Annotated in this window: 14 protein-coding genes and 2 tRNA genes; 10 read left to right on the top strand and 6 right to left on the bottom strand. The window is 59.8% G+C overall.

The window, feature by feature from the left end; genetic code table 11:
• The first annotated feature begins 336 nt into the window (after positions 1-336).
• Positions 337-2532, top strand: a complete 2196-nt coding sequence (yccS, locus tag HMPREF2541_RS07205) for a YccS family putative transporter (protein WP_070542630.1) — start codon at positions 337-339, stop codon at positions 2530-2532.
• 249 nt (positions 2533-2781) lie between these two features.
• On the opposite strand, the gene dusA is transcribed toward yccS, so the two are convergent.
• From dusA to recC, 4 genes are all read right to left on the bottom strand, one after another.
• Positions 2782-3783, bottom strand: a complete 1002-nt coding sequence (gene dusA, locus HMPREF2541_RS07200) for a tRNA dihydrouridine(20/20a) synthase DusA (protein WP_035581209.1) — start codon at positions 3781-3783, stop codon at positions 2782-2784.
• Between the two features lie 55 nt (positions 3784-3838).
• A tRNA-Lys gene (locus HMPREF2541_RS07195) sits at positions 3839-3914 on the bottom strand.
• Between the two features lie 2 nt (positions 3915-3916).
• Positions 3917-3992 (bottom strand) — tRNA-Asn (locus tag HMPREF2541_RS07190).
• Between the two features lie 238 nt (positions 3993-4230).
• Entirely contained in the window at positions 4231-7497 is a 3267-nt protein-coding gene (gene recC / locus HMPREF2541_RS07185; RefSeq protein WP_371327085.1) for an exodeoxyribonuclease V subunit gamma, read from the bottom strand.
• A gap of 614 nt (positions 7498-8111) precedes the next feature.
• Here recC and tatA point away from each other — a divergent pair.
• The 9 genes from tatA to apbC all read left to right on the top strand — a co-directional run bounded on the left by tatA (position 8112) and on the right by apbC (position 17124).
• Positions 8112-8321: a Sec-independent protein translocase subunit TatA gene (gene tatA, locus HMPREF2541_RS07180; protein WP_023887973.1), complete on the top strand. Its 210-nt coding sequence runs from the start codon at positions 8112-8114 to the stop codon at positions 8319-8321.
• Positions 8322-8324: 3 nt separating this feature from the next.
• Positions 8325-8801 carry a Sec-independent protein translocase protein TatB gene (gene tatB, locus HMPREF2541_RS07175; protein WP_070542625.1) on the top strand — a complete coding sequence of 159 codons (477 nt, stop codon included), beginning with the start codon at positions 8325-8327 and terminating at the stop codon, positions 8799-8801.
• Positions 8798-9547, top strand: coding sequence for a twin-arginine translocase subunit TatC (tatC, locus tag HMPREF2541_RS07170; RefSeq protein ID WP_049258177.1), 750 nt, complete (start codon positions 8798-8800; stop codon positions 9545-9547). The genes tatB and tatC overlap by 4 nt, the downstream gene beginning before the upstream one ends.
• Positions 9548-9699: 152 nt before the next feature.
• The gene (locus tag HMPREF2541_RS07165) at positions 9700-10047 is read left to right on the top strand and encodes a DUF2069 domain-containing protein (protein ID WP_371125766.1); all 348 of its coding nucleotides are present in this window, start codon (positions 9700-9702) and stop codon (positions 10045-10047) included.
• A complete protein-coding gene (locus tag HMPREF2541_RS07160) occupies positions 10044-11897 on the top strand; it encodes a PglL family O-oligosaccharyltransferase (RefSeq protein WP_070542623.1) in 1854 nt (617 codons plus the stop codon). The genes HMPREF2541_RS07165 and HMPREF2541_RS07160 overlap by 4 nt, the downstream gene beginning before the upstream one ends.
• A gap of 302 nt (positions 11898-12199) precedes the next feature.
• Positions 12200-12877: a response regulator transcription factor gene (locus HMPREF2541_RS07155; RefSeq protein ID WP_064084367.1), complete on the top strand. Its 678-nt coding sequence runs from the start codon at positions 12200-12202 to the stop codon at positions 12875-12877.
• A gap of 183 nt (positions 12878-13060) precedes the next feature.
• Positions 13061-14500 carry a sensor histidine kinase gene (locus HMPREF2541_RS07145; RefSeq protein ID WP_070542617.1) on the top strand — a complete coding sequence of 480 codons (1440 nt, stop codon included), beginning with the start codon at positions 13061-13063 and terminating at the stop codon, positions 14498-14500.
• A gap of 189 nt (positions 14501-14689) precedes the next feature.
• Positions 14690-15940, top strand: coding sequence for a cell division protein ZipA C-terminal FtsZ-binding domain-containing protein (locus HMPREF2541_RS07140; protein ID WP_083296786.1), 1251 nt, complete (start codon positions 14690-14692; stop codon positions 15938-15940).
• Positions 15941-16041: 101 nt separating this feature from the next.
• Positions 16042-17124 (top strand): iron-sulfur cluster carrier protein ApbC, encoded by a 1083-nt coding sequence (gene apbC, locus HMPREF2541_RS07135; protein WP_070542615.1) that lies wholly within the window; start codon positions 16042-16044, stop codon positions 17122-17124.
• Between the two features lie 224 nt (positions 17125-17348).
• Here the strand turns inward: apbC and HMPREF2541_RS07130 are convergent, their stop codons facing one another.
• Positions 17349-17759 carry an Ivy family c-type lysozyme inhibitor gene (locus tag HMPREF2541_RS07130; RefSeq protein ID WP_070542613.1) on the bottom strand — a complete coding sequence of 137 codons (411 nt, stop codon included), beginning with the start codon at positions 17757-17759 and terminating at the stop codon, positions 17349-17351.
• A gap of 509 nt (positions 17760-18268) precedes the next feature.
• Entirely contained in the window at positions 18269-20290 is a 2022-nt protein-coding gene (locus tag HMPREF2541_RS07125) for a UvrD-helicase domain-containing protein (RefSeq protein ID WP_070542610.1), read from the bottom strand.
• Positions 20291-20338 lie beyond the last annotated feature (48 nt).

Raw genomic sequence — 20338 nt, 5'->3', positions numbered from 1 at the left:
CCGCCTTGTCCTGATTTTTGTTAATCCACTATAACTTCGTTGAAGTTTGCGCTTTCAGGTAGCCCCTTCGTGCATACCCAAGGCTATCTGAAGCCGCCTGCTCGGTTGGAACTTTACTGAAACTTTGCTTTCAGGTAGCCTGCCGTCCGTCTTTTTCGCTACAAAAGCAGGCGGCCATACTTGCTGCGGTGCGGACAAACACGATAGGGGTACTCGTGTTCCGTATTGCAAGGCTACCTGAAAACCCTGCCCCACTGCCGAAGGTGCAGCCGTATCATGCCGCGCCCGCCTGCGCTAAAATAGCGCCCTTTCCCACTCATCCTCTATTTATCCACCATGCCCCTTATCCCATCTCGGCTCAAATGGCTTTCCGTGCGAGTGCTGGCCGCGCTGCCAATGCTGGTTAGCGTATGCATGGCCGTGCTGGCCGTATGGTATTGGCAGAAGCCGCTGATGTGTATGCCGCTGGTGCTCGGCGTGATTGCCGGCGGCCTGGTGGATTTAGACAACCGCCTCACCGGCCGCATCCAAAACCTGCTCTCCACCATTGCCGCCTTCAGCGTTTCCTCGCTTACCGTGCAGTTTACGTTCGGCCAGCCGCTGCTGTTTCTGCCCGCGATGACGCTGCTCACTTTCGTGTTTACCCTGTCCGGCGCCATCAGCCTGCGCTACCGCACCATCTCCTTCGGGACGCTGGTGGTAGCACTCTATACCATCCTCACCATCAACCACAGCATGGTTTGGTATGCCAACACCCTGCTGATTTTGTGCGGCACGCTGCTCTACAGCGGCAACACCCTGCTGCTGCACCTCATCCTGCCGCACCGCCCCGTGCAAGACAGCATGGCCGCCGCCTATACCGAGCTCGCGGGCTATCTCGACATCAAAGCCCAATTCTTCGACCCCGACGACACCGACCAGATCGAGCAGCGGCAAATCGCGCTGGCCATGCAAAACGGCAAAGTAATCGCCGCCTTCAACCAAGTGCGCAGCGCCTTGTTTTACCGCATGCGCGGCCAGCACCGCCACCCGCGCACTGCCCGCATGCTGCACTACTACTTTGCCGCGCAAGACATCCACGAGCGCGCCAGCTCCAGCTACATCGGAGAATACCGCCGTTTTGTGGCCGAGCTCAGCCACAGCGACCTCATCTTCCGCATCCAGCGGCTGATCGAATGGCAGGCGCAGGCCTGCCGCGATGTGGCGCACAGCCTGCAACACAGCAGCACGGCGCCGGACAATGCCAAGCTGGACAAACTGGCCGCAGGCATCCGCCGCTCGCTCAAACACCACCAATCCACCCAAGCCGATAAGAGCCCGCGCAGCCTGCGCCGCCTCATCGACAACCTCTACGGCATCAACTACCAGCTCACCCACTTGGCCGGCGAGCAAGCAGAATACACCGAAGCCAGCGAGCAAACCCGCATCGTGCGCGAAGATGCCGGTAGCTGGCGCAGCCATCTCAATATCCTGCGCCGCCACCTCAGCTTCGAATCCGGCGTATTCCGCCATGCCGTGCGGCTTTCCATTGTGGTGTTCCTCTGTATCGCCTTAGTGGAAAGCCTCAAGCTGCCCATGGGCTACTGGGTGCTGCTCACCGCCGTATTCGTGTGCCAGCCCAACTATTCCGCCACCAAAAGCCGCCTTATCCAGCGCGTGGTCGGCACGATGGCCGGCGTGGCCGTCGGCTCGCTGCTGCCTTATTTCACCCCCTCACTCGCCACCCAGCTGGCCGTGGTGGCTGTTTCCAGCACCCTGTTTTTCTTCTTCCGCACCAATAAATACAGCTACTCCACCTTCTTCATCACCATCCAAGCCATCACCAATCTCTACATCGCCGGCCTGCACGGCATCGACGCCCTGCCCTGGCGGCTGCTCGACACCATCGTCGGCTGCGTGCTGGCCTGGTGGGCCGTATCCATGCTCTGGCCCGACTGGCACTACCTTTCCCTCGCCCGCACCGCCCAACGTGCCCTCGCCGGCAACGCAGGCTACCTGAAAAGTATCACCGACCAGCTCCAGCAAGGCGGCCAGTGCGACGATGCCGCCTACCGCAGCGAACGCCGCCGCGCCCACGAACGCGCCGCCCAACTGAGCAGCACCCTTTCCGACATGTCCGGCGAGCCGAAAAAATACGCCGCGCACCTGCCCGGCGGCTTCACCCTGCTCAAAACCGTTTACGCCGTCAACGGCTACATCTCCGCCCTCGGCGCCTACCGCAGCCGCCTCAGCCCTGGCCAAATCGAGCCCGATTTCAATGCCGCCTTCGCCAGGGCCGCTAATGAAACCGCCCGCCTGCTCGAACAGCTGCCCAACCTGACCGAAGCCGAATTTCAGGTAGCCTACAGCGCCCTGCGCCAACAACTCACCGCCCTGCGCCCCGATGGCAGCGCCAGCCCCCACGCCCACACCCTCTGGCAGCAGCTTTCCTTGATTGCCAAACTCCTGCTCCCCGCCTACCAAGCCTTGCAAGACGTGGACGATACCCAAACCGAAGCGCAGGATGCGGCGGCAGTGGGCACCAGCGGCTAGGTGATGTTTGCACCCAAAGAGGCTACCTGAAAGCGTAAGCTTCAACGGAGTTAAAACCATGTCTTGGCGTAGCCAAGGCTGAGTTTCTGCGAAGCTAAAACACGGTTGCTATTGGCGGCTGCGTTGCTAGATGGCTTTCAGGTAGCCCGCACTGGCAGCCTGTTCATACGGTCTTGTATCATGCCGCTACTCAAACGCTCACCTAAGCAAAAGGCTACCTGACTTTTCAGGTAGCCTTTGTTTATGCAGTTAAACCCCGGCGGAAACCTTCTCCCACGCTTCCAAAATCAATTCGGGGCGGTTGCTTTGCAGCAAGGTGGCATCGGAGAGCATCTGCCGCCACACTCGGGCATGGTTGCGGCCATGCAGCAGCCCGAGGTAGTGGCGCAACATGTGGCGAATGGTGAGACCCGGGTCGGCGGCGAGCGAGCGCTGCATATAGCGGTAGAGCGTGTGAATAAGGGTGTTGAAATCGGTTTCAGGTAGCCTTTCGCCGTAAAACAGTCTGTCCCACGATTGCATCAGCATCGGGTTGTGGTAGGCCTCGCGGCCAATCATCACGCCGTCGACGTGTTGCAGGTGTTCGGCGATTTCGGTATTGGTTTTGATGCCGCCGTTGATGATGATTTCCAAATGGGGGAAATCCTGTTTGAGGCGGTAAACATAGTCGTATTTCAAGGGAGGCACATCGCGGTTTTCTTTGGGCGACAGGCCTTCCAGCCAGGCATTGCGGGCGTGGACGATATAGGTGCGGCAGGCAGTTTTGTCGGAGAGCGTGCCCACGAAATCGCATACGGTTTGGTATTCGGTTTGGCGGTCGATGCCGATGCGGTGTTTCACGGTTACGGCGCAATCGGGCGCGGCTTCCTGCATGGCGTTGAGGCAATCGGCCACCAAATCCACTTCGTTCATCAAGCAGGCGCCGAACGCGCCTTTTTGCACGCGCGGGCTGGGGCAGCCGCAGTTGAGGTTGATTTCGTCATAGCCCCAACCTGCCGCGATGGCGGCGGCCTTGGCCAAATCGGCCGGGTTGCTGCCGCCCAGCTGCAGGGCAACCGGGTTTTCGCTTTCGTCTTTGCCTAAAAAACGCTCGGCCTGGCCATGGATGATGGCGCCGGCATGAATCATTTCGGTGTAGAGCCAGGCGTGGCGGCTGATTTGGCGTGCCATGTAGCGATAATGCCGGTCTGTCCAGTCCAACATCGGAGCAACAGATAAACGGCGGGCGGGGAGGGTTTGGCGAACGGGCATGATGGGCGGGGGATAAAGAAAAAGCCTAAACGGGATGTTTAGGCTTTTTAAAATTTGGTGGGTCGTGAGCGATTCGAACGCTCGACCAACGGATTAAAAGTCCGCTGCTCTACCGACTGAGCTAACGACCCTTTGGCTCCCCGAGCTGGGCTCGAACCAGCGACCTGCGGATTAACAGTCCGTCGCTCTACCGACTGAGCTATCGGGGAAAGGAAGCGCGCATTTTAGAGAGGAGGCGGGGAGTTGTCAATAGAAATTTGGCATAGATGAGGAAATTTTTTAACAGTTTGCGCGAAAATTTAAAAATACAATTTAAATACAGCGTATTAAATTATAGCGCAATTTGCAGTGAGGCTACCTGAAACTTGTTTGCAAGCCGAATGCGGCTAAGTAAATTTCAGGTAGCCTCTATTTTGGTGTGGTGTGTTCCCGGTGCAGCCCGCCTGTTTAACCAGCTTTTTTGCCTTTGCTCTCTTTGGGCGCGATGCATAAATGCAGCGGGGCGAGCAGCTCTAAAACGAGGCGGGCGAACAGGGGACTGTTAATCGGCTCGTCTTCATCACGGCCGTACACTTGGGCGACTTCGCGATCTTGGTTTTGGCCGGGGTAGTCGCGGCTATCGCGGTATTTACTGCGGGCAGCTTTGAGGGCTGCTTCAGGTAGCCCTTGGGCAGAGAGGTCTTTGGCGGTGCAGGCTTTGGCGGCGGCCAGGCTGGTGCGGGGGAAGAAGGGCAGCGGCTGTTGTTGGCCGAGCAGGTAGTAGTCGAGCCAGCGGGCAAGTTGCTCGGCGGCTTCCGTTTGCGGCAGCGGCGGCAGGGTTTGCGGGCTGTCGAGAGAGACGAGGTGGGTGGCTTGTGCTTTGGGGTGAACGGCGCAATACACCAGGTGTTGCAGCCACAGCCTAATTTCGGCGGGGGCTTTGAGTTCGGCGGCGTGGTAGAAGATTTGGCCGTGTTGGTGCAGGTGGGTGAGGCTGCCGACGAGGGTGTGGCCGCCGTACTCGAAACGGAAGGGGAAGTCGGGCTCGCGCGGGCTGGCGAGCAGTTCGGAATCGAGCTGCTTGGCGGCGGTGCGCTCGGGCTCTTGCAGGATTTCGCCGAGCAGGCCGGCGGGCAGGAGGCTGTCGGCCTGCAGTTTGGCTTCGGTTTGGGCGAAGTCTTCGCGGTGGCGTCGGGCGTCGAGGTAGCGCTGTTTCACTTCGTCGGTGTGTTCGATGGCGTAGGGCTCGGCAGAATCGGCAGGGCGGTCGGCATAGGGGCCTTTCCATTGCAGGGCACGGCGCAGCCAATGGCGCACGGGGTTGCTCCAGAAGTTTAGGAAACTGTCGAGCGATACGGTGGGTTCGCCTGCAGCTTCAGGCAGGGTATCGCCGATAAAGGGCGCGGCTTCGGCGGCGGGTTGGTTGAGGGCTTGGGCATAGTCTTGGCGGAGGCCGGATATGCTACCTGAAAGCCCGTTTTCGCTAAGTTCGGCTGAACTTTCCCCATCCTGTTGCGGGACAAAGTAGCGGGTGGAAAAGGCTTGCAGGGGGTGTTGGCGCACGTGGGCGGCGGCGAAATCGGCGCTGCTTTGGCCGGCCATTTGCGCCAGCGTGTCGATGAGTTCGCTCAACAGCGGCGAGGGGGCTTGGGCTTCGTCTTTGAGGTGGTCGCGGCCGATGTAGGAAAGATAAAGGTGGCTGCGGGCGCTGAGCAGGGATTCGAGGAACAGGTAGCGGTCGTCGTCGCGGCGGGAACGGTCGCCGGATTGGGGGTGGCGGGCGATGAGGTCGAAGGCGGGGGCGGGGGTTTGGCGCGGGTATTTGTCGTCGTTCAGGTCGAGCAGGCACACGGTATCGAACGGCAGGCTGCGCATGGGCACCATGCTGCAGAAGGTGATGCCGCCGCGCAAAAAGGCGGCTTCGCTGCTTTGGCCGAAGAAGCGGCGCAGGTGCTGGCAGGCGTTGTCGGGCGGCAGGGCTGCGGTATAGCCCGCCAGCGCAGCTTCTTCCTGCCAGGCGGCCAAGGCCTGGCTGATTTGCTGCCAGGCGGCTTGGTCGGCTTCGTCGGGGGTGTCGCCCGCGGCATCGGCCAAGAGGGCGCGGAAACGTTCGATCCAGCCTTCGATGGATGCGGGGCTTTGCCAGCGGCGGTGGTGCTCGCGCAACTTGCCCAGCAGCACAAACCAGGCGGCCTGGGCAGGCTGGCGGGCAAAATCAGCCGGCCAGGGGTGCACTCCCTGCCACAACGTACCTTCGCCCTCGGGCAGCAGCCAGCCCAGCACGCTGCGTTCTGTGGCCTGCTGCCAAGTGAAGACTTTGCCGCTGCCGCTGTGCTCGGCGCGCATTTCGGCATCCGCGCCCCAATGCACGTTGAGTTCGGCCACGCTGCGGCGCAGGAATTCGGCATCGGTTTCATCAATCTGCCAATGGCGGCGTACCGCTTGGGCATCGAGCAGGGGCAGCAGGCGTTCGGTTTCGAATCGGCTCTGCATCAGGGCGATGAGCTGCTCGGCCAGCAGCATCAAAGGCTGGCTGCGGCTGAGGCGCACGTCGGCCACGGAATACGGCAGGGCGCGGCTGCCGGGCGCGGCTTCGCCGAACACGGCGTGAATGAAGGGCAGGTAGTCTTCAACGGCGGGGGTGAGCACGGCGATGTGGTGCGGCTGGAGCTCGGGGTTGTCCGCCAAACGGCGCAACAGGTGTTCTTTGAGGATTTGCAGCTCGCGCAGGGGGCTGTGGGCGGCTTGGATCACGATGCTGCCGTCCATCTGCGCGCTGCCTTTTTCAGGTAGCCTCAACAGCTGGATGTCGGCCTGCAGGTGTTGCAGCAGGCTGGGCGATTCGGGCGGCGCGGGGAAGAGTTCCACCTGCTCCATGGCGCTGGTGCTCACGGCCAGGCGGTCGAAAAAGTCGCGCCCCTGTTTGCCCAGCGAGGAGAGCAGCGGGTGGCCGGCTTCTTCGGCTGCGGGTTCGGCTTGCGCGGCCAGCCGTTTCGGGCTTTGGATGTCGCCCCAGTATTGCTGGCTGGGATTGACCGCAAACAGGTGCACATCGGTGTGTTCGGCCAAGGCCTGCAACAAATCCAGATACACCGGCGCCAGCGTGGAAATACCGAACGCCAAATAACGCTGCGGCAGGCGCGCCGGATTCAGCGCGGCCAGCAGCCGTTCGTGCTGCGCGGCGCGGTGGGCGGCGGGGGCTTCGGCGGCGAGCGTGCGCCACAGCGCGGCCTGCCAGGCTTCGTCTGCGCCCAAGCCGTTGAGCTTGCCCTGCTCCCATTGCGCCAGCCAATGCGGGCGGTACACCAAATATTGGTCGAACACGTCGGCCAGCCGCCCCGCCAAATGATAAGCCGCCGCCGTGCTGCTTTTCAGGTAGCCCTGCAACACTGCGGGCAGGGTCGAATCGGCATTTTCCAACAGCGGCAGCAGCCGCCAGCGCAACACTTCCGGCGCAAACGGGTTCAGGCGCGGCGCATCCGGCAGGAAGCGGCGCGTGAGCTGCCAGCTCAGTGCCGCCGGCAGGCTGAAATTCAAATTGGCCGCAATGCCGCTGCGCTCGGCCAAATAGTGGTTGAGATAGCGGCGCATCCCCTGGCTCTGCACCACGATTTCTTCCGGCGCCAACACCGCTTTCAGCGGCGTAGTCCGCATCAGCGCAACGGCGGTTTCGGCAAGGAATTCTAGGCGGTTGGAAGAATAAAGATGGAGCATGGCGCGGGAGGGAGTAAGCAATTAAGAAGGAATCAGCATTATATAGCGAACGGCCGGGTTTGGCGGCGCGGCGGAAGGCTATCTGAAATTGCAACGATGGGCTTGGCGGGATTATAGTGAATTTAACTTAAACCAGTACAGCGTTGCCTCGCCTTGCCGTACTATCTGTACTGTCTGCGGCTCGTCGCCTTGTCCGGATTTAAATTTAATTCACTATACATGGCGGTGTGGCCAAGTCAGCTTTTGGGCTGCCACCCGTTTTCAGGTAGCCTCATTCAGATTGGCAGGATAAAACCGTTCCAACAGGATAACTTGCAGCCCGCCATATTGCAGGCTAGCTGAAACCCCGTAGGAATAGGCTGGCTATCTGCCCGCAGCCCTAACAAGGGCTACCTGAAATTGGCATGGCATGGCTTGCCCAACACCCGCAGCTTGCCTACTGCTGCACTGTCATCCCATCCGCCCGCCGCGCCGTTCTTTCGGTTTGCCGCGCCCGCTGTTACAATCGCGGCTGTTTGCAGATTGGAGGCAGGGTTGTTTAATTCGGCCGGAAACAACGTTTTGGCGAAACCTGCCGCGCCTGTTTCAGGTAGCCTTATGTGTGCTGCCGTTGAATGGATTGAAAGGAAAGAATGATGGGTATTTCTAGCGGCTGGCATTGGCTGGTGATTTTGATTGTGGTGGTGCTGATTTTCGGCACGAAGAAGCTGCGCAATGTGGGCAAAGACCTCGGTGGGGCGATTCACGATTTTAAAAAGGGCCTAAACGAAGGCAGCGAGGGCGAGAGCGAAACGGCTGCGCCCAAGCAGATTGTTGAACACAAAGAAGAGAAGCCGGGCGAATAGGCGATGTTTGATTTCGCGTTCAGCGAGATGCTGCTGGCGGCACTGGTGGCGCTGGTGGTGCTCGGGCCGGAGCGGCTGCCGCAGGCGGCGCGGGCTGCCGGGCGGATGGCGGGCAAACTCCAACGCTTGGCCGGCAGCCTGAAAGCCGAGCTGGCGCAGCATGCTGATATGGCGGATTTGCGCCGGATGCAGGAAACGCTGGCGGATACGGCCAACGAGTTGCGCCAGGAAATGCAGCATTTGCGCTCTTCGGCCGCGCCGGATGTGCCGGCCTGGGAGCGTTTGCCGCCGCAGCGCACGCCGGCGGATTTCGGCTTGGATGAAGACGGCCTGCCCGCCCTGCGGGATACGCCGACCGCGCCGGGCTTCCACACGCCCTCGCTGGGCCAGCGCTCGCGCGTGTGCCGGCGCAAGCTGCAGCCGCGCGTGCGGGTGCGGCCGCGTTTGCGGGTGCGCAAACAGGCGGGAGGTGGCAGATGAACGCGCAGCCTTTGGTGGAACATTTGAAGGAATTGCGCCGCCGCCTGATGTGGGTGGCGGCGGTGTTGCTGCTGTGCCTGTTTGCGGCAGTGCCGTTTGCCAACCGGCTGTATGCGCTGGTGGCCAAGCCTTTGATGGCAAGCCTGCCGCCTGGGGCGCATATGCAGGCGATCGATGTGATTGCGCCGGTGTTTGTGCCGCTGAAGGTGGCGCTGATGGCGGCGTTTTTGGTGTCGCTGCCGCATACGCTCTACCAGCTGTGGGCCTTCGTGGCGCCGGCGCTCTACCGGCACGAAAAACGGCTGGTGTTGCCGCTGTTGCTCTCAAGCGTGGGGCTGTTTTTTGCGGGGATGGCATTTTGCTATTTTTTGGTGTTCCCGCTGGTGTTTAAAGTGTTTGCCTCGGCCACGCCGGAAGGGGTGAGCATGATGACAGACATCGACCGCTACCTTTCCTTCGTTCTAGGCATGTTTGTGGCCTTCGGTATGGCGTTTGAGCTGCCGGTGTTGGTGGTGCTGCTGTATCGGATGGGGGCGGTATCGCTCGCGGCGCTGAAAACGGCGCGGCCTTATGTGGTGGTGGCGGCATTTGTGGTGGCGGGGATTGTCACGCCGCCGGATGTGATTTCGCAGTTTCTGCTGGCGGTGCCGCTGATTGCGCTGTATGAGGCGGGTTTGCTGATGTGCCGGCTGTTTAAGCCGAATGCGGATACGGCGGAAACCACGGAAGCGGATGAGGCTACCTGAAAGCCTCAGCTTTAGCGCCGCCAAGCCCTTTGTTTGCATTTTCAGGTAGCCTTCCATTGCGGCAGGCGGGTGTAAAACCTGCCTTTACTGGTTTCAGGTAGCCTCTTTATTCATTCAACCCGATTCTTTTTTAATTTGAACAAGCAATGCCGATTTCGCAATCTTTTGCCTACCGCGCGGCTGTGTGCAGCCTGTTTGCGCTGATTTTCCTTTCCCTGGCTTGGGAGCTGTGGCTGGCGCCGCTGCGCCCGGGCGGCTCTTGGCTGGCTTTGAAGGCGCTGCCTTTGTGCCTGCTGCTGCCGGGGGTGTTGCGGCGCAACAGGCAAACTTTCCTGCTGGGCGGGATGTTGGTGCTGTTTTATGCGGCGGAGGCGGTGGTGCGGCTGTTTGACGCGCAGCCGGCGAGCCGGGTTTGTGCGGCGGCGGCTTTGGCCTTGGGGGTGTTGTTTTTTGTGTCGTGCCTGATGTTTATGCGAGCAGGCAAACGGGAGCGGGCATGATGTGGGAACGGTTTAAGGAAAGCTGGGTGGTGTGGCTGGGCATGGCGCTGATGGCGGTGGTGCCGTTTTTGTCGTCTTGGCGCACGGGGCCGCAGGGGGGCTGGTTTATTGAGAGCGGCTCGCTGCTGTTTGCCGCTTTGTTTGCATTGCTCACGCTGTGGCGCAATCCGGCGCGCGCGCGGCTGCCGGGGGCGATGGTGTTTTTTGTGCTGCTGGCGGGATTTTGGCTGGTGCAGGCGCGGATTTTGCGGCTGCCGTATCCGGAAATGTCGGATTTGACGGCGGCGGTGTTTTGCGTGATGGCGCTGCTGGCTTGGGCTTGTCGGCTTCAGGTAGCCCGGCTGGGGCAAGACAGGGTGGTGGAGATTTTTGCCTGGGCGCTGCTTTGCGGGGCGGTGTTGCAGGGCTTGGTGTGTGTGTTTCAGTTTATCGGCCACACGTCTTGGCTGCCGGGAATGATGCGCGCGCCGCAGAAGTATTTTGTGTTCGGCCAAGTGGGGCAGCGCAATCATTTGGGGCACTATATGATGTGGGGTGTGCTCGCGCTGGGCTACCTGTGGAGCAGGCGGCTGCTGCCGGGGCTGATTGCTTTGGCGCTGGCGGTGTTTTTGCTGCAGGTAATCGGGGTGATTACTTCGCGTACGATTATGGTGTATGTGGGGGCGTTGCTGCTGCTGGTGCCGCTGCTGTATGTGTTGGGCGGCCGCCCGCTGCGCCGTTGGTGCGCGCTGACGGGGCTGTTGGTGCTGGGAGTGCTGGCGGCGCAGTTGATTATGCCTTGGCTGGTGGATACGTGGCTGGCTCCTGATGTGCAATCTTCGGGCGTGGGGCGTTTGGTATCGGGCGATGCGGCCAGCCCGGGGCGTGCTTCGGAATGGGCGAAGGCGTGGACGGTGTTTACCGAGCATCCGTGGCTGGGCGTTGGCTGGCAGGGCTATGCGCACGAGAGTTTCGCGCTGGCCATGCGCGGCCCGGAGTTCCGCAATTATGATGTGGGCGTGTTGTTCACCCACAGCCACAACAGTATGCTGGAAATCTTGGCCGAGATGGGCGTGGCGGGTGCCATCTTGGTGTTCGGCGGCTGGCTGGCGGTGGCCAAGGGCTACCTGAAAAAGGGATTGGGCGCGTCTTCGGCGCTGATGCTGGCTCTGATGACCGTGTCGTTGTGCCACAGCCTGCTGGAGTATCCGCTGTGGTATGTGTATTTCCTCACGCCGTTTGCCGTGATGATGAGCCTCACCCCGGCCAAAGCGCCCGGCTGGTATATCGTGCAGGCAGGCAAGTGGCCGCAACGTTTCGGCATGGCCTTTGCCGCGCTGGCGGCCGCCATCATTGTGCAATACGGCTTTGCCTACCATCGCCTGGTGTTCGCCTATGCCAATCCCACCGAAAGCTATCCGCAATACAAACAGGTGGATACTCTGCGCGAGCTGGAAAGCAAACACTATTTCCTCAAATACTACGCACAGATGGGCTTGATCCGCAAAGTGGATTGGTTGCGCCCGCTGCCCGAGTGGGGTCGTGATGCCGCCCTGCGCGCCAGCCTGTTCCGCCCCTATGCCAACACCGCCGTGCGCGCCTTCTATTTGGAGCAAGACGGCCGCCCGCGCGAAGCTACCGATTGGCTGGTGAACATGGGCCGCTACTACCCCAAACAAATGCCCGGCCTGCTCAGCACCGCCGCCGCTTTCCGTGCCGCGCCCGAAGTGGTGCAGCCCCTGCGCGAGCAGTGCCAGCTGTATGTGCAAACCATGCCCCAGGCCGCCGGCAACCTCACCTGCGGCAATGCTTCCGCCCCTGCCGGCAACAGCGGCAGCCGCCCGGCTTCGCGCAGCGGCAGCGGGGTTTGACGAGAGATGAGGCTACCTGAAAGTGAAGCGGCAACCCAATTAAAACAAAGTGCCATTTGTTGCCGGGCTTAAACAAGCATAACATCCGTGATATCCCGCCCGGCTTACGCAAAGATACGCAAAAGAATTTGGCTTGTTCGCCCGTATCAGGCAAAGTGTTAAGACGCTTGAAATTCAACAGCCAACCAGCCTAATCCCGGCTACGGAGCTTGAAAAAACACGTTGGTTGGCCAAATTGACGGGCAATTCCCGGCGGCAAAATTTCCGTGCCGCAACGGCACATAAAATACTAAGGAGTAAGCATGAACCGTGTTTTATTGGTAGACGACGACGCCCTGCTCACCGAGCTCTTAACCGAATATCTGAGCGCCGAAGGGCTGGAAGTCAGCAGCGTACCCGACGGCGAAGCCGGCGTGAACGAAATTCTCTCCGGCAACTATAACGTGGTGGTGCTGGATTCCATGATGCCCAAACTGAGCGGTCTGGATGTGCTCAAAACCGTGCGCCAGCAGAGCAAAATCCCCATCATCATGCTTACTGCCAAAGGCGACGACATCGACCGCATCATCGGCTTGGAAATGGGCGCTGACGACTATGTGCCCAAGCCCTGCCAGCCGCGCGAACTCTTGGCGCGCATCAACGCCATCCTGCGCCGCACCCGCCTGGCCGAGCCGGACAACAACACGCCCAATGTGATTTCTGTGAGCGACGTTACCCTCTATCCGGCCAAGCGCCAAGCCACCATCAACGAAGCCCCTCTGGAGCTCACCAGCACCGAATTCAACCTGTTGGAAGTGCTGATGCGCCATGCCGGCCAGGTGGTGAACAAAGAAACCCTTTCGCTCGAAGCGCTCGACCGCAAGCTGGCCAAGTTCGACCGCAGCATCGATGTGCACATTTCCAGCATCCGCCACAAGCTGGGCGATGCCTCGCTCATCCAAACCGTGCGCGGCCTGGGTTATCTGTTTGTGAAAAACTGATATTTCGATTTGAACTTTATTGAAGCTTGCGCTTTCAGGTAGCCTGCATCAAACAGGATAAAGGCTACCTGAAAATACCGCTTCTTCATTTGCAGTATCCACCCAACGGCCGCCGCCAAGCCTAAACCGACTGACGGCGGCATTGTTTTGTGGCCGGCCAAACCTTCCCGCCAAAGCATATTCATGAAACTGTTCCAGCGGATTTTCCTCACCTTTTTCTTCGTCATCATCGCCGCCATTTTCGTGGCCAGCTTCTCTTTCTGGCTGGTGCAGGACCGAATGGCCGAAAGTCGTTTCAAGCAGCAGCGTGCCTTTGAAACCGGCCTGCTCAACAGCACCGTTACCGTATTCCAAACCCGCGGCCTCTCCGGCGTGCGCGAAACCCTGCAAGACTGGAACAATACCCCCACGTTCGACAACATCTTAGTGATTTCCGGCGACAGCAAAGCCGATATTTTCCAGCGTCAGGTCGAGCCCGCCCGCATCCTGGCCGCCCGCAAATTCGCCGCCGAATACCCCAACACCCGCGCAGTGCGCGTGGCCTACGACCCCTTGGGCGAAGAATACATCTTCATGCTGGCCGATTGGGACAAACAACAGCCCACCCGCCTGCCTTCCCCGCTGATGATTCCCGGCGTGGAAATGGCGCCGGTGTGGCACGAGCTCATCATCCTCAGCTTCATCATCATCGTCGGCCTGCTTCTGGCCTATATCCTTGCCCGCAATATTTCCCAACCCATCCGCACGCTGGAGCGCGGCATGAGCCGCCTGGCCGAAGGCGATCTCGAAACCCGTATTTCCCACCAGCTGCTCGGCCGGCGCGACGAGCTGGCCAAACTCGCCGTCCAGTTCGACCACATGGCCGGGCGCCTGCAAAAACTGGTGGAGCGCGAACGTCACCTGCTGCACCACGTTTCGCACGAAATGCGCTCCCCGCTGGCGCGTATGCAGGCTCTGCTCGCCCTGCTGCAAGTGCAGCCGCACAAACAGGAGCAAAACATCAAGCGCCTCGAATCCGAGCTCACCCGCATGGATAAACTCGTGGGCGAGCTGCTCACCCTTTCCCGATTGGAAACCGCCAACGTGGAAATGGAAAAAGACCCGCTCAAGCTCGTGCCCTTCTTGGAAAACCTGGTGGAAGACTGCCGCGCCATCGCCGTGCAGAACAATCAGCAAATCGATTTTGCCTACGCCCCGGCCGATGCCGATGCCACCGTTTCCGCCAACGAGGGCTACCTCTACCGCGCTTTCGACAACGTATTGCGCAATGCCATGGCCTACAGCCCCGAAGGCAGCAAAATCCACGTCCGCCTCTCCGGCCACAAACACCATTGGCACATCGACATTGCCGACAACGGCCCGGGCGTGGACGAACGCCAGCTGCCGCACATCTTCACCGCCTTCTACCGCGCCGACAGCGGTGCGCACAAACCCGGCACCGGCCTTGGCCTGGCCATTGCCCGCCATGTAATCGGCAAACACAACGGCCGCATCAGCGCCGCCAATGTGCAGCCTAACGGCCTGAACATCCACTTCGAGTTGCCCGAGCTCACCGCCAAACAGCAGAAGCTGGAAGAAAAAGAACGCGAAGAAAAAGAGTGTGGGCAGGATGAAGGCAAATAAACCGGAAGCCGTTGCCGTAGCAGAAGCGCGTATTTTTCAGGTAGCCTTATTTCCGTCAGCGCTCCAATAATCGTTCAAATCAAACCGAGCCAACACAATATGGCCGGGTTTGAAACGGCCGTCTATGGGAAAGAAAGCCATTTCGCTATATAATTCCGCTGTTTCGACAGCTCCCCTTCGGAAGTATCAATGAGCACCAACACCATTCTGATTATTGCCATCCTTATTTTCGCCCCCGTGTTCGGCGTATTGCTGTACAACACCTATCAGGAAAAGAAATACCGCGATTCCATCCGTGCCCAATTCGGCCATGCCGATAAGGACGCGCTGATGGAAAGCCACACCCATTCCGTGCGTGACGGCCAGCAGCAAGCTCCCGCTGCCGAAGCAGAGGCTGCCCCGCGCCTGCAGCCGGCTTTTGTTAAATTCAGCCGCTCAAGCGAGCCCGCCGGCGAAACCCCCGTTGCCGAAACACCGGCCGCAGCCGACAGCGCCCCTGCCGAGCCGGTATTGCAGGCCGAGCCTGCCGCCGAAGCCCCTGCTTTCAACTTCCAGCCCGTGCCGGCTGCCGCCCCTTCGCAAACCCAAGAGCCGGCCAAACGCAAGCTGCTGCTCGATTTGCAGGATTTGGCCAAACAACAGCTGCCCTGGTTCGACAGCCGTTTCGACTACCTCTGCTACATTTCCCTGAAAGAGCCGCAGGAATTGCACGCCATGCCGCGCCTTTCCAGCCGCCACCGCTTCCGTATCGCCGGCTGCACCATGGACGACCGCTTCCAAATCGCCGAGCCGATTCCCAGCGTGTACTACCAAGGCTTCGTGATCGGCCTGCAAGCCATCAGCCGCAACGGCTTGGCCAGCATTGCCGATTTGGAACAATTCGGCGAACAGGCCAACGCCTTTGCCGAGAAAATGGACGGCGGCCTGCTGCTCACCGACATCGACACCTTCCTCTCCATCGCCCGCCCGCTGGACGATCTGTGCGCCCGCGTGGATCAAACCATCGCCATCCATTTGGTGTCCCGCAACAACGTGAGCGGCGTGGAATTGCGCAACGCCATAGAGCGCCAAGGCTTCGAGCTTTCCCACGACGGCATGTTCTACCTGAACGACGCCAAAGGCGAGCCGCTGTTTGCCATCTCCACCCTCGACAACAGCGCCTTCACCGCCACCCTGCTCTCCACCCAAAACTACCGCGGCATCAGCATGCTGTTCGATGCCCCGCACATTCCCGACGGCGAGAAAAACTTCAACCGTTTCATGGATATCGCCGTGAAGCTCTCCAGCATGCTCGGCCTGGATTTGGTCAACGACAAGCTCGAAGAGCTGTCCACCCAATGGCTGAAAGAAATCCGCAGCTATGTGGTGGCGCGGCAAGACGAAATGAAACGGGTGGGCATCGAGCCCGGCAGCGAGCTGGCCAAACGGCTGTTCTCGTAGCCAACCCGCTAGAACACCAACCAAACAGGCTACCTGAAACGGCATTTCCCGTTTTCAGGTAGCCTGTTTCCCCAATCCACACACACCTCAAGGAAAACATCATGCACAACGATAACACCCTGCGCGCCGCTGTCGAGGCCGTCGCCATACCCAACAGCAGCCTCACCGTCGGCAGCAGCCATGCCCTGCAAGCCATCGAGCAAACCGCCGGCGGCCTGCAAATCGAACTTTGCTTCGGCTTTCCCGTCCTCCATATTGCCGATCAGCTCAAGCAAAACATCGCTGCCGCGCTGGCCGAAGCCGGTTGCACCCAAAACGTGCAAACCAACATCCGCAGCGAAATCACCGCCCGCAAAGTCCAGCCCGGCGTGCGCACCATCAGCGGCGTGAAAAACATCATCGCCGTCGCCTCCGGCAAAGGCGGCGTGGGCAAATCCACCACTGCCGCCAACCTCGCCGTGGCGCTGCACAACATGGGCGCGCGCGTGGGCATCCTCGATGCCGACCTCTACGGCCCCAGCCAGCCCACCATGCTCGGCGTGCCCGAGCGCAAGCCGCAGCAGGAAAACAAACATTTCATCCCCGTGCGCTCGGCCGAAGGCATCCAAGTGATGTCTATCGGCTTTCTGGTCGATACCGACCAAGCCGTGGTGTGGCGCGGCCCCATGGTGAGCCAGGCCCTGCAGCAGCTGCTGTTTCAAAGCGAATGGGACAATGTGGACTACCTGTTCGTCGACCTGCCGCCCGGCACCGGCGATATCCAGCTCACCCTGTCGCAGAAAATCCCCGTTACCGGCGCCATCGTGGTGACCACCCCGCAAGACATCGCCCTGATCGACGCACGCAAAGCCGTGGACATGTTCGGCAAAGTCAACATCCCCATTTTCGGCGTGCTGGAAAACATGTCGGTGCACATTTGCAGCCATTGCGGCCACCACGAGCCTATTTTCGGCCAAGACGGCGGCAAGGCGCTGGCCGAACGCCTCGGCGTGCCGCTGCTGGGCCAGCTGCCCTTGAGCCTGCCCGTGCGCGAAGCCATGGATAGCGGCAGCGCCGCCCAAATGCAGGCCGCCCACCCCGCCATCGCCCAAATCTACACCGAAGCCGCCTGGCAAACCGCCCTGGCCGTGGCCGCCAAAGGCAAAGACTTCAGCAACCGCTTCCCGCAGATTGTGGTGGAATAAACAGCATGGCTGGAATGCAAAAAGGCTACCTGAAATCGTTTATCTGCGGTTTCAGGTAGCCTTTGGTTATCTGTTAATTGTTGTTCCGGCTAGTCGGATAGATTAATTATCCACAAGTTTTAATCGGTTACTTCAAGCGGATAACACACAAGCAGCCCGTAGGCTGCTCATGTGTGATTAACGCATCACGCGTTCAGTTTGTGATAGCTGGCCGCTTCATTTGGTTATTGGCTGACTTCTCTCTCATACATGCGCAGTAAATATTGCAGTTCATACTGATTTGGGTTGCCATAAGCCCGATTAGTTCCATCCGCCCTAAACTGGATGGCGGCCACTCGCTGATTGTTGATCAGCACCAAAATGAAATTATCGCCACAATTATGCGGCTCACACAAAGAAGCCTGATAATAGGTGGTGCGGTTTACCACTACTTGCTGAACTGGTGTGCCTGTTCCTCGTGCATCTTTCAGCCACCAGTTATCATCTGTATTTCTTACCGCATTGCCAACAGCTTGCCGCCATACCGTTTTATAAGGCTGTCGGCTAACTAAGTTCCATAAGAATACATCCCGTCCATGAGCAAGGGTAGGAAAGCCGAACATCATCAACAATAAGCACAGCAAAAGCTTTTTCATTTCTCATCTCCTTTACACAATCCAACACTTCCCATCATACCCCAAGCTAATAAAAAAGGCAGCCGAAGCTGCTAAGTGCCGTTCTAATGAGAACCCCTACAAACCGCCAAATATCGCATCCTCTAACGTCTGCGGCTCAGCTCGTGCTGCCGCCGCCGCAGATGAAGTGCGTAAAGGCTGCTAGCTGCCTACCTGGACCAAATCAGTGCGGCACAGGACGAAGAGAGTTGGCAGGAAGTCGAAGCCCTGTGCTTTGAGAAAGAATACCGCAGCGCCATCATCCGCGAATGGGCAGAAATCGCCATCGAAGACGGTGAAGAGAACTACGGCTTCAGCGATCAATGCATACCCTCATTTTTAACTTCGTTGAAGTTGCGTTTTCAGGTAGCCTTTTAGTGGCATGGCAAACCAATTGAACTTCCGCTACGACCTTGGTTCGCCTTGCTGTGCTTTTGTGTTGTCTGTGGCTCACTGCTTTGTATAGGAAGCCACTTCAGCCCGCTATGTGTTTATTTGTTCTGCCCCATTTTGGCATTAAGCATATCGAGCATGCTGCGCAGGTTGGCTTTGCCTTCTTCGTGGCTCACGATGGGTTCGCCGCCTTTGCGGCCGAGGATTTTGAGGTCGGCTTGGGGCATTTCGTCGATAAAGCGGCTGGGCTCGGGGAATTGCCAGCCGCCTTGGCGGCGGCGTTTAACGCAGTGGGTGAGGGTGAGGCTGTGTTTGGCGCGGGTGATGCCGACATACATGAGGCGGCGCTCTTCGTCGAGGTTGCCTTCTTCTACGCTGTCGGCGTGGGGGAAGAGGCCTTCTTCGCAGCCGGCGAGGATAACGTGGGGATATTCAAGGCCTTTGGAGGCGTGCAGGGTGGAGAGGGTGACGGTGTCGGTTTCTTCTTTGCTGCGGCTGTCGAGCAGGTTCATCAGGGCGATGGTTTGGGAGAGTTCGATCAGGGTTTTGCCGTCTTGTTCGCCTTTTTTGGCCAGCCAGGCGCATAAATCTTGCACGTTGCGCCATTTGATTTCGCCGCTTTTGCCTTCTTCGTGTTCGAGCAGGTAGGTTTCGTAGCGGATGTCGGCCAGGAGCTCTTGGATGAGGCTGCCGGCGGGCTCGCTTTGGGCGCGGCTTTGGTAGCTTTGCATGAGGGCGGTGAACTGGCGCAGGGCTTCGCGGCCGGCAGCGGGGAGCCGGGCTAGGGCTTCGGCGGTGTTGGCGGCGGCGTAGAGGCTGCAGAAGGCTGCGGCGGCGTAGTGGTTGAGGCTGCTGAGGGTGGCATCGCCGATGCCGCGTTTGGGGGTGGTGGCGGCGCGCAGGAAGGCGGGGTCATCGTCGGGGTTGGCGAGCAGGCGCAGGTAGGCGAGGATGTCTTTGATTTCGGCTTTTTCAAAGAAGCTTTGCCCGCCGGAAACGCGGTAGGGGATGTGGGCGCTGCGCAGGGCTTCTTCAAACAGGCGGGCTTGGTGGTTGCTGCGGTAGAGGATGGCGAAGTCGGCGTAGTTGAGGCTGCCGCCGCTTTGGTTGCGCCGGCGGATGATACTGCTGGCGGCGTATTCGGCTTCGTGTTGTTCGTTTTGGCAGGCGATGATGCGAATGGGCTCGCCTTCGCCGTATTGGCTCCAGAGGGTTTTGGGGAAGAGCTTGGGGTTGTTGGCGATGACTTGGTTGGCCACGCGCAGGATGCGGGCGGAGGAGCGGTAGTTTTGCTCGAGCTTGATGATTTTGAGGGCGGGGTAGTCTTGCTGGAGCAGGCGGAGGTTTTCCATATTGGCGCCGCGCCAGGCGTAGATGCTTTGGTCGTCGTCGCCCACGGCGGTGAAGCGGCCTTCGGCGCCGGTGAGCAGCTTCATGAGGGTGTATTGGCAGGTGTTGGTGTCTTGGCATTCGTCCACCAAGAGGTGCAGCAGGCGCATCTGCCATTTGATTCGGATACCGGCTTCGTTTTGCAGCAGGCGGGTGGGCAGGAGGATGAGGTCGTCGAAATCGACGGCTTGGTAGCTGTGCAGGGTTTCCTGATAGCCTGCGTAGAGCCGGGCGGTTTGGCGTTCCCATTCGTTGGAGGCTACCTGAAAGGCTTGCTCGGGGGTGAGCAGGTCGTTTTTCCACAGGGAGATTTTGTGCTGGGCGCGGAAAACGGCGTCGCGGCCGCTGCTGCCGAGCAGCTCGGCGATGATTTTGCCGCTGTCGGAGCCGTCGAACACGGAGAAGTTTTTTTTGTAGCCGATGTGTTGGGCTTCTTCGCGCAAGAGGCGCATACCGAGAGAGTGGAAGGTGCAGACGGTGAGCCCGCGGGTTTGGCGGCTGCCGAGCATGGCGGCGGTGCGCTCCTGCATTTCGGCAGCGGCTTTGTTGGTGAAGGTGATGGCGGCGATATTGTGCGGAGCGTAGCCCACTTCGCGGATGAGGTGGGCGATTTTTTCGGTGATCACGCGGGTTTTGCCGCTGCCGGCGCCAGCCAGCACAAACAGGGGGCCGCCGAGATAATGCACGGCTTCGAGCTGCTGGGGGTTGAGTTGGAAGGGGGATGTGGACATGGGGAGGTGGGTAAGGCTGCTTGTGGTGCAGGTAGCCTGTTGCTGGTG

It is taken from the genome of Eikenella sp. HMSC061C02, assembly GCF_001809035.1.
Lineage (GTDB): Bacteria > Pseudomonadota > Gammaproteobacteria > Burkholderiales > Neisseriaceae > Eikenella > Eikenella corrodens.
This window is presented reverse-complemented; position numbering and strand designations above follow the sequence as displayed.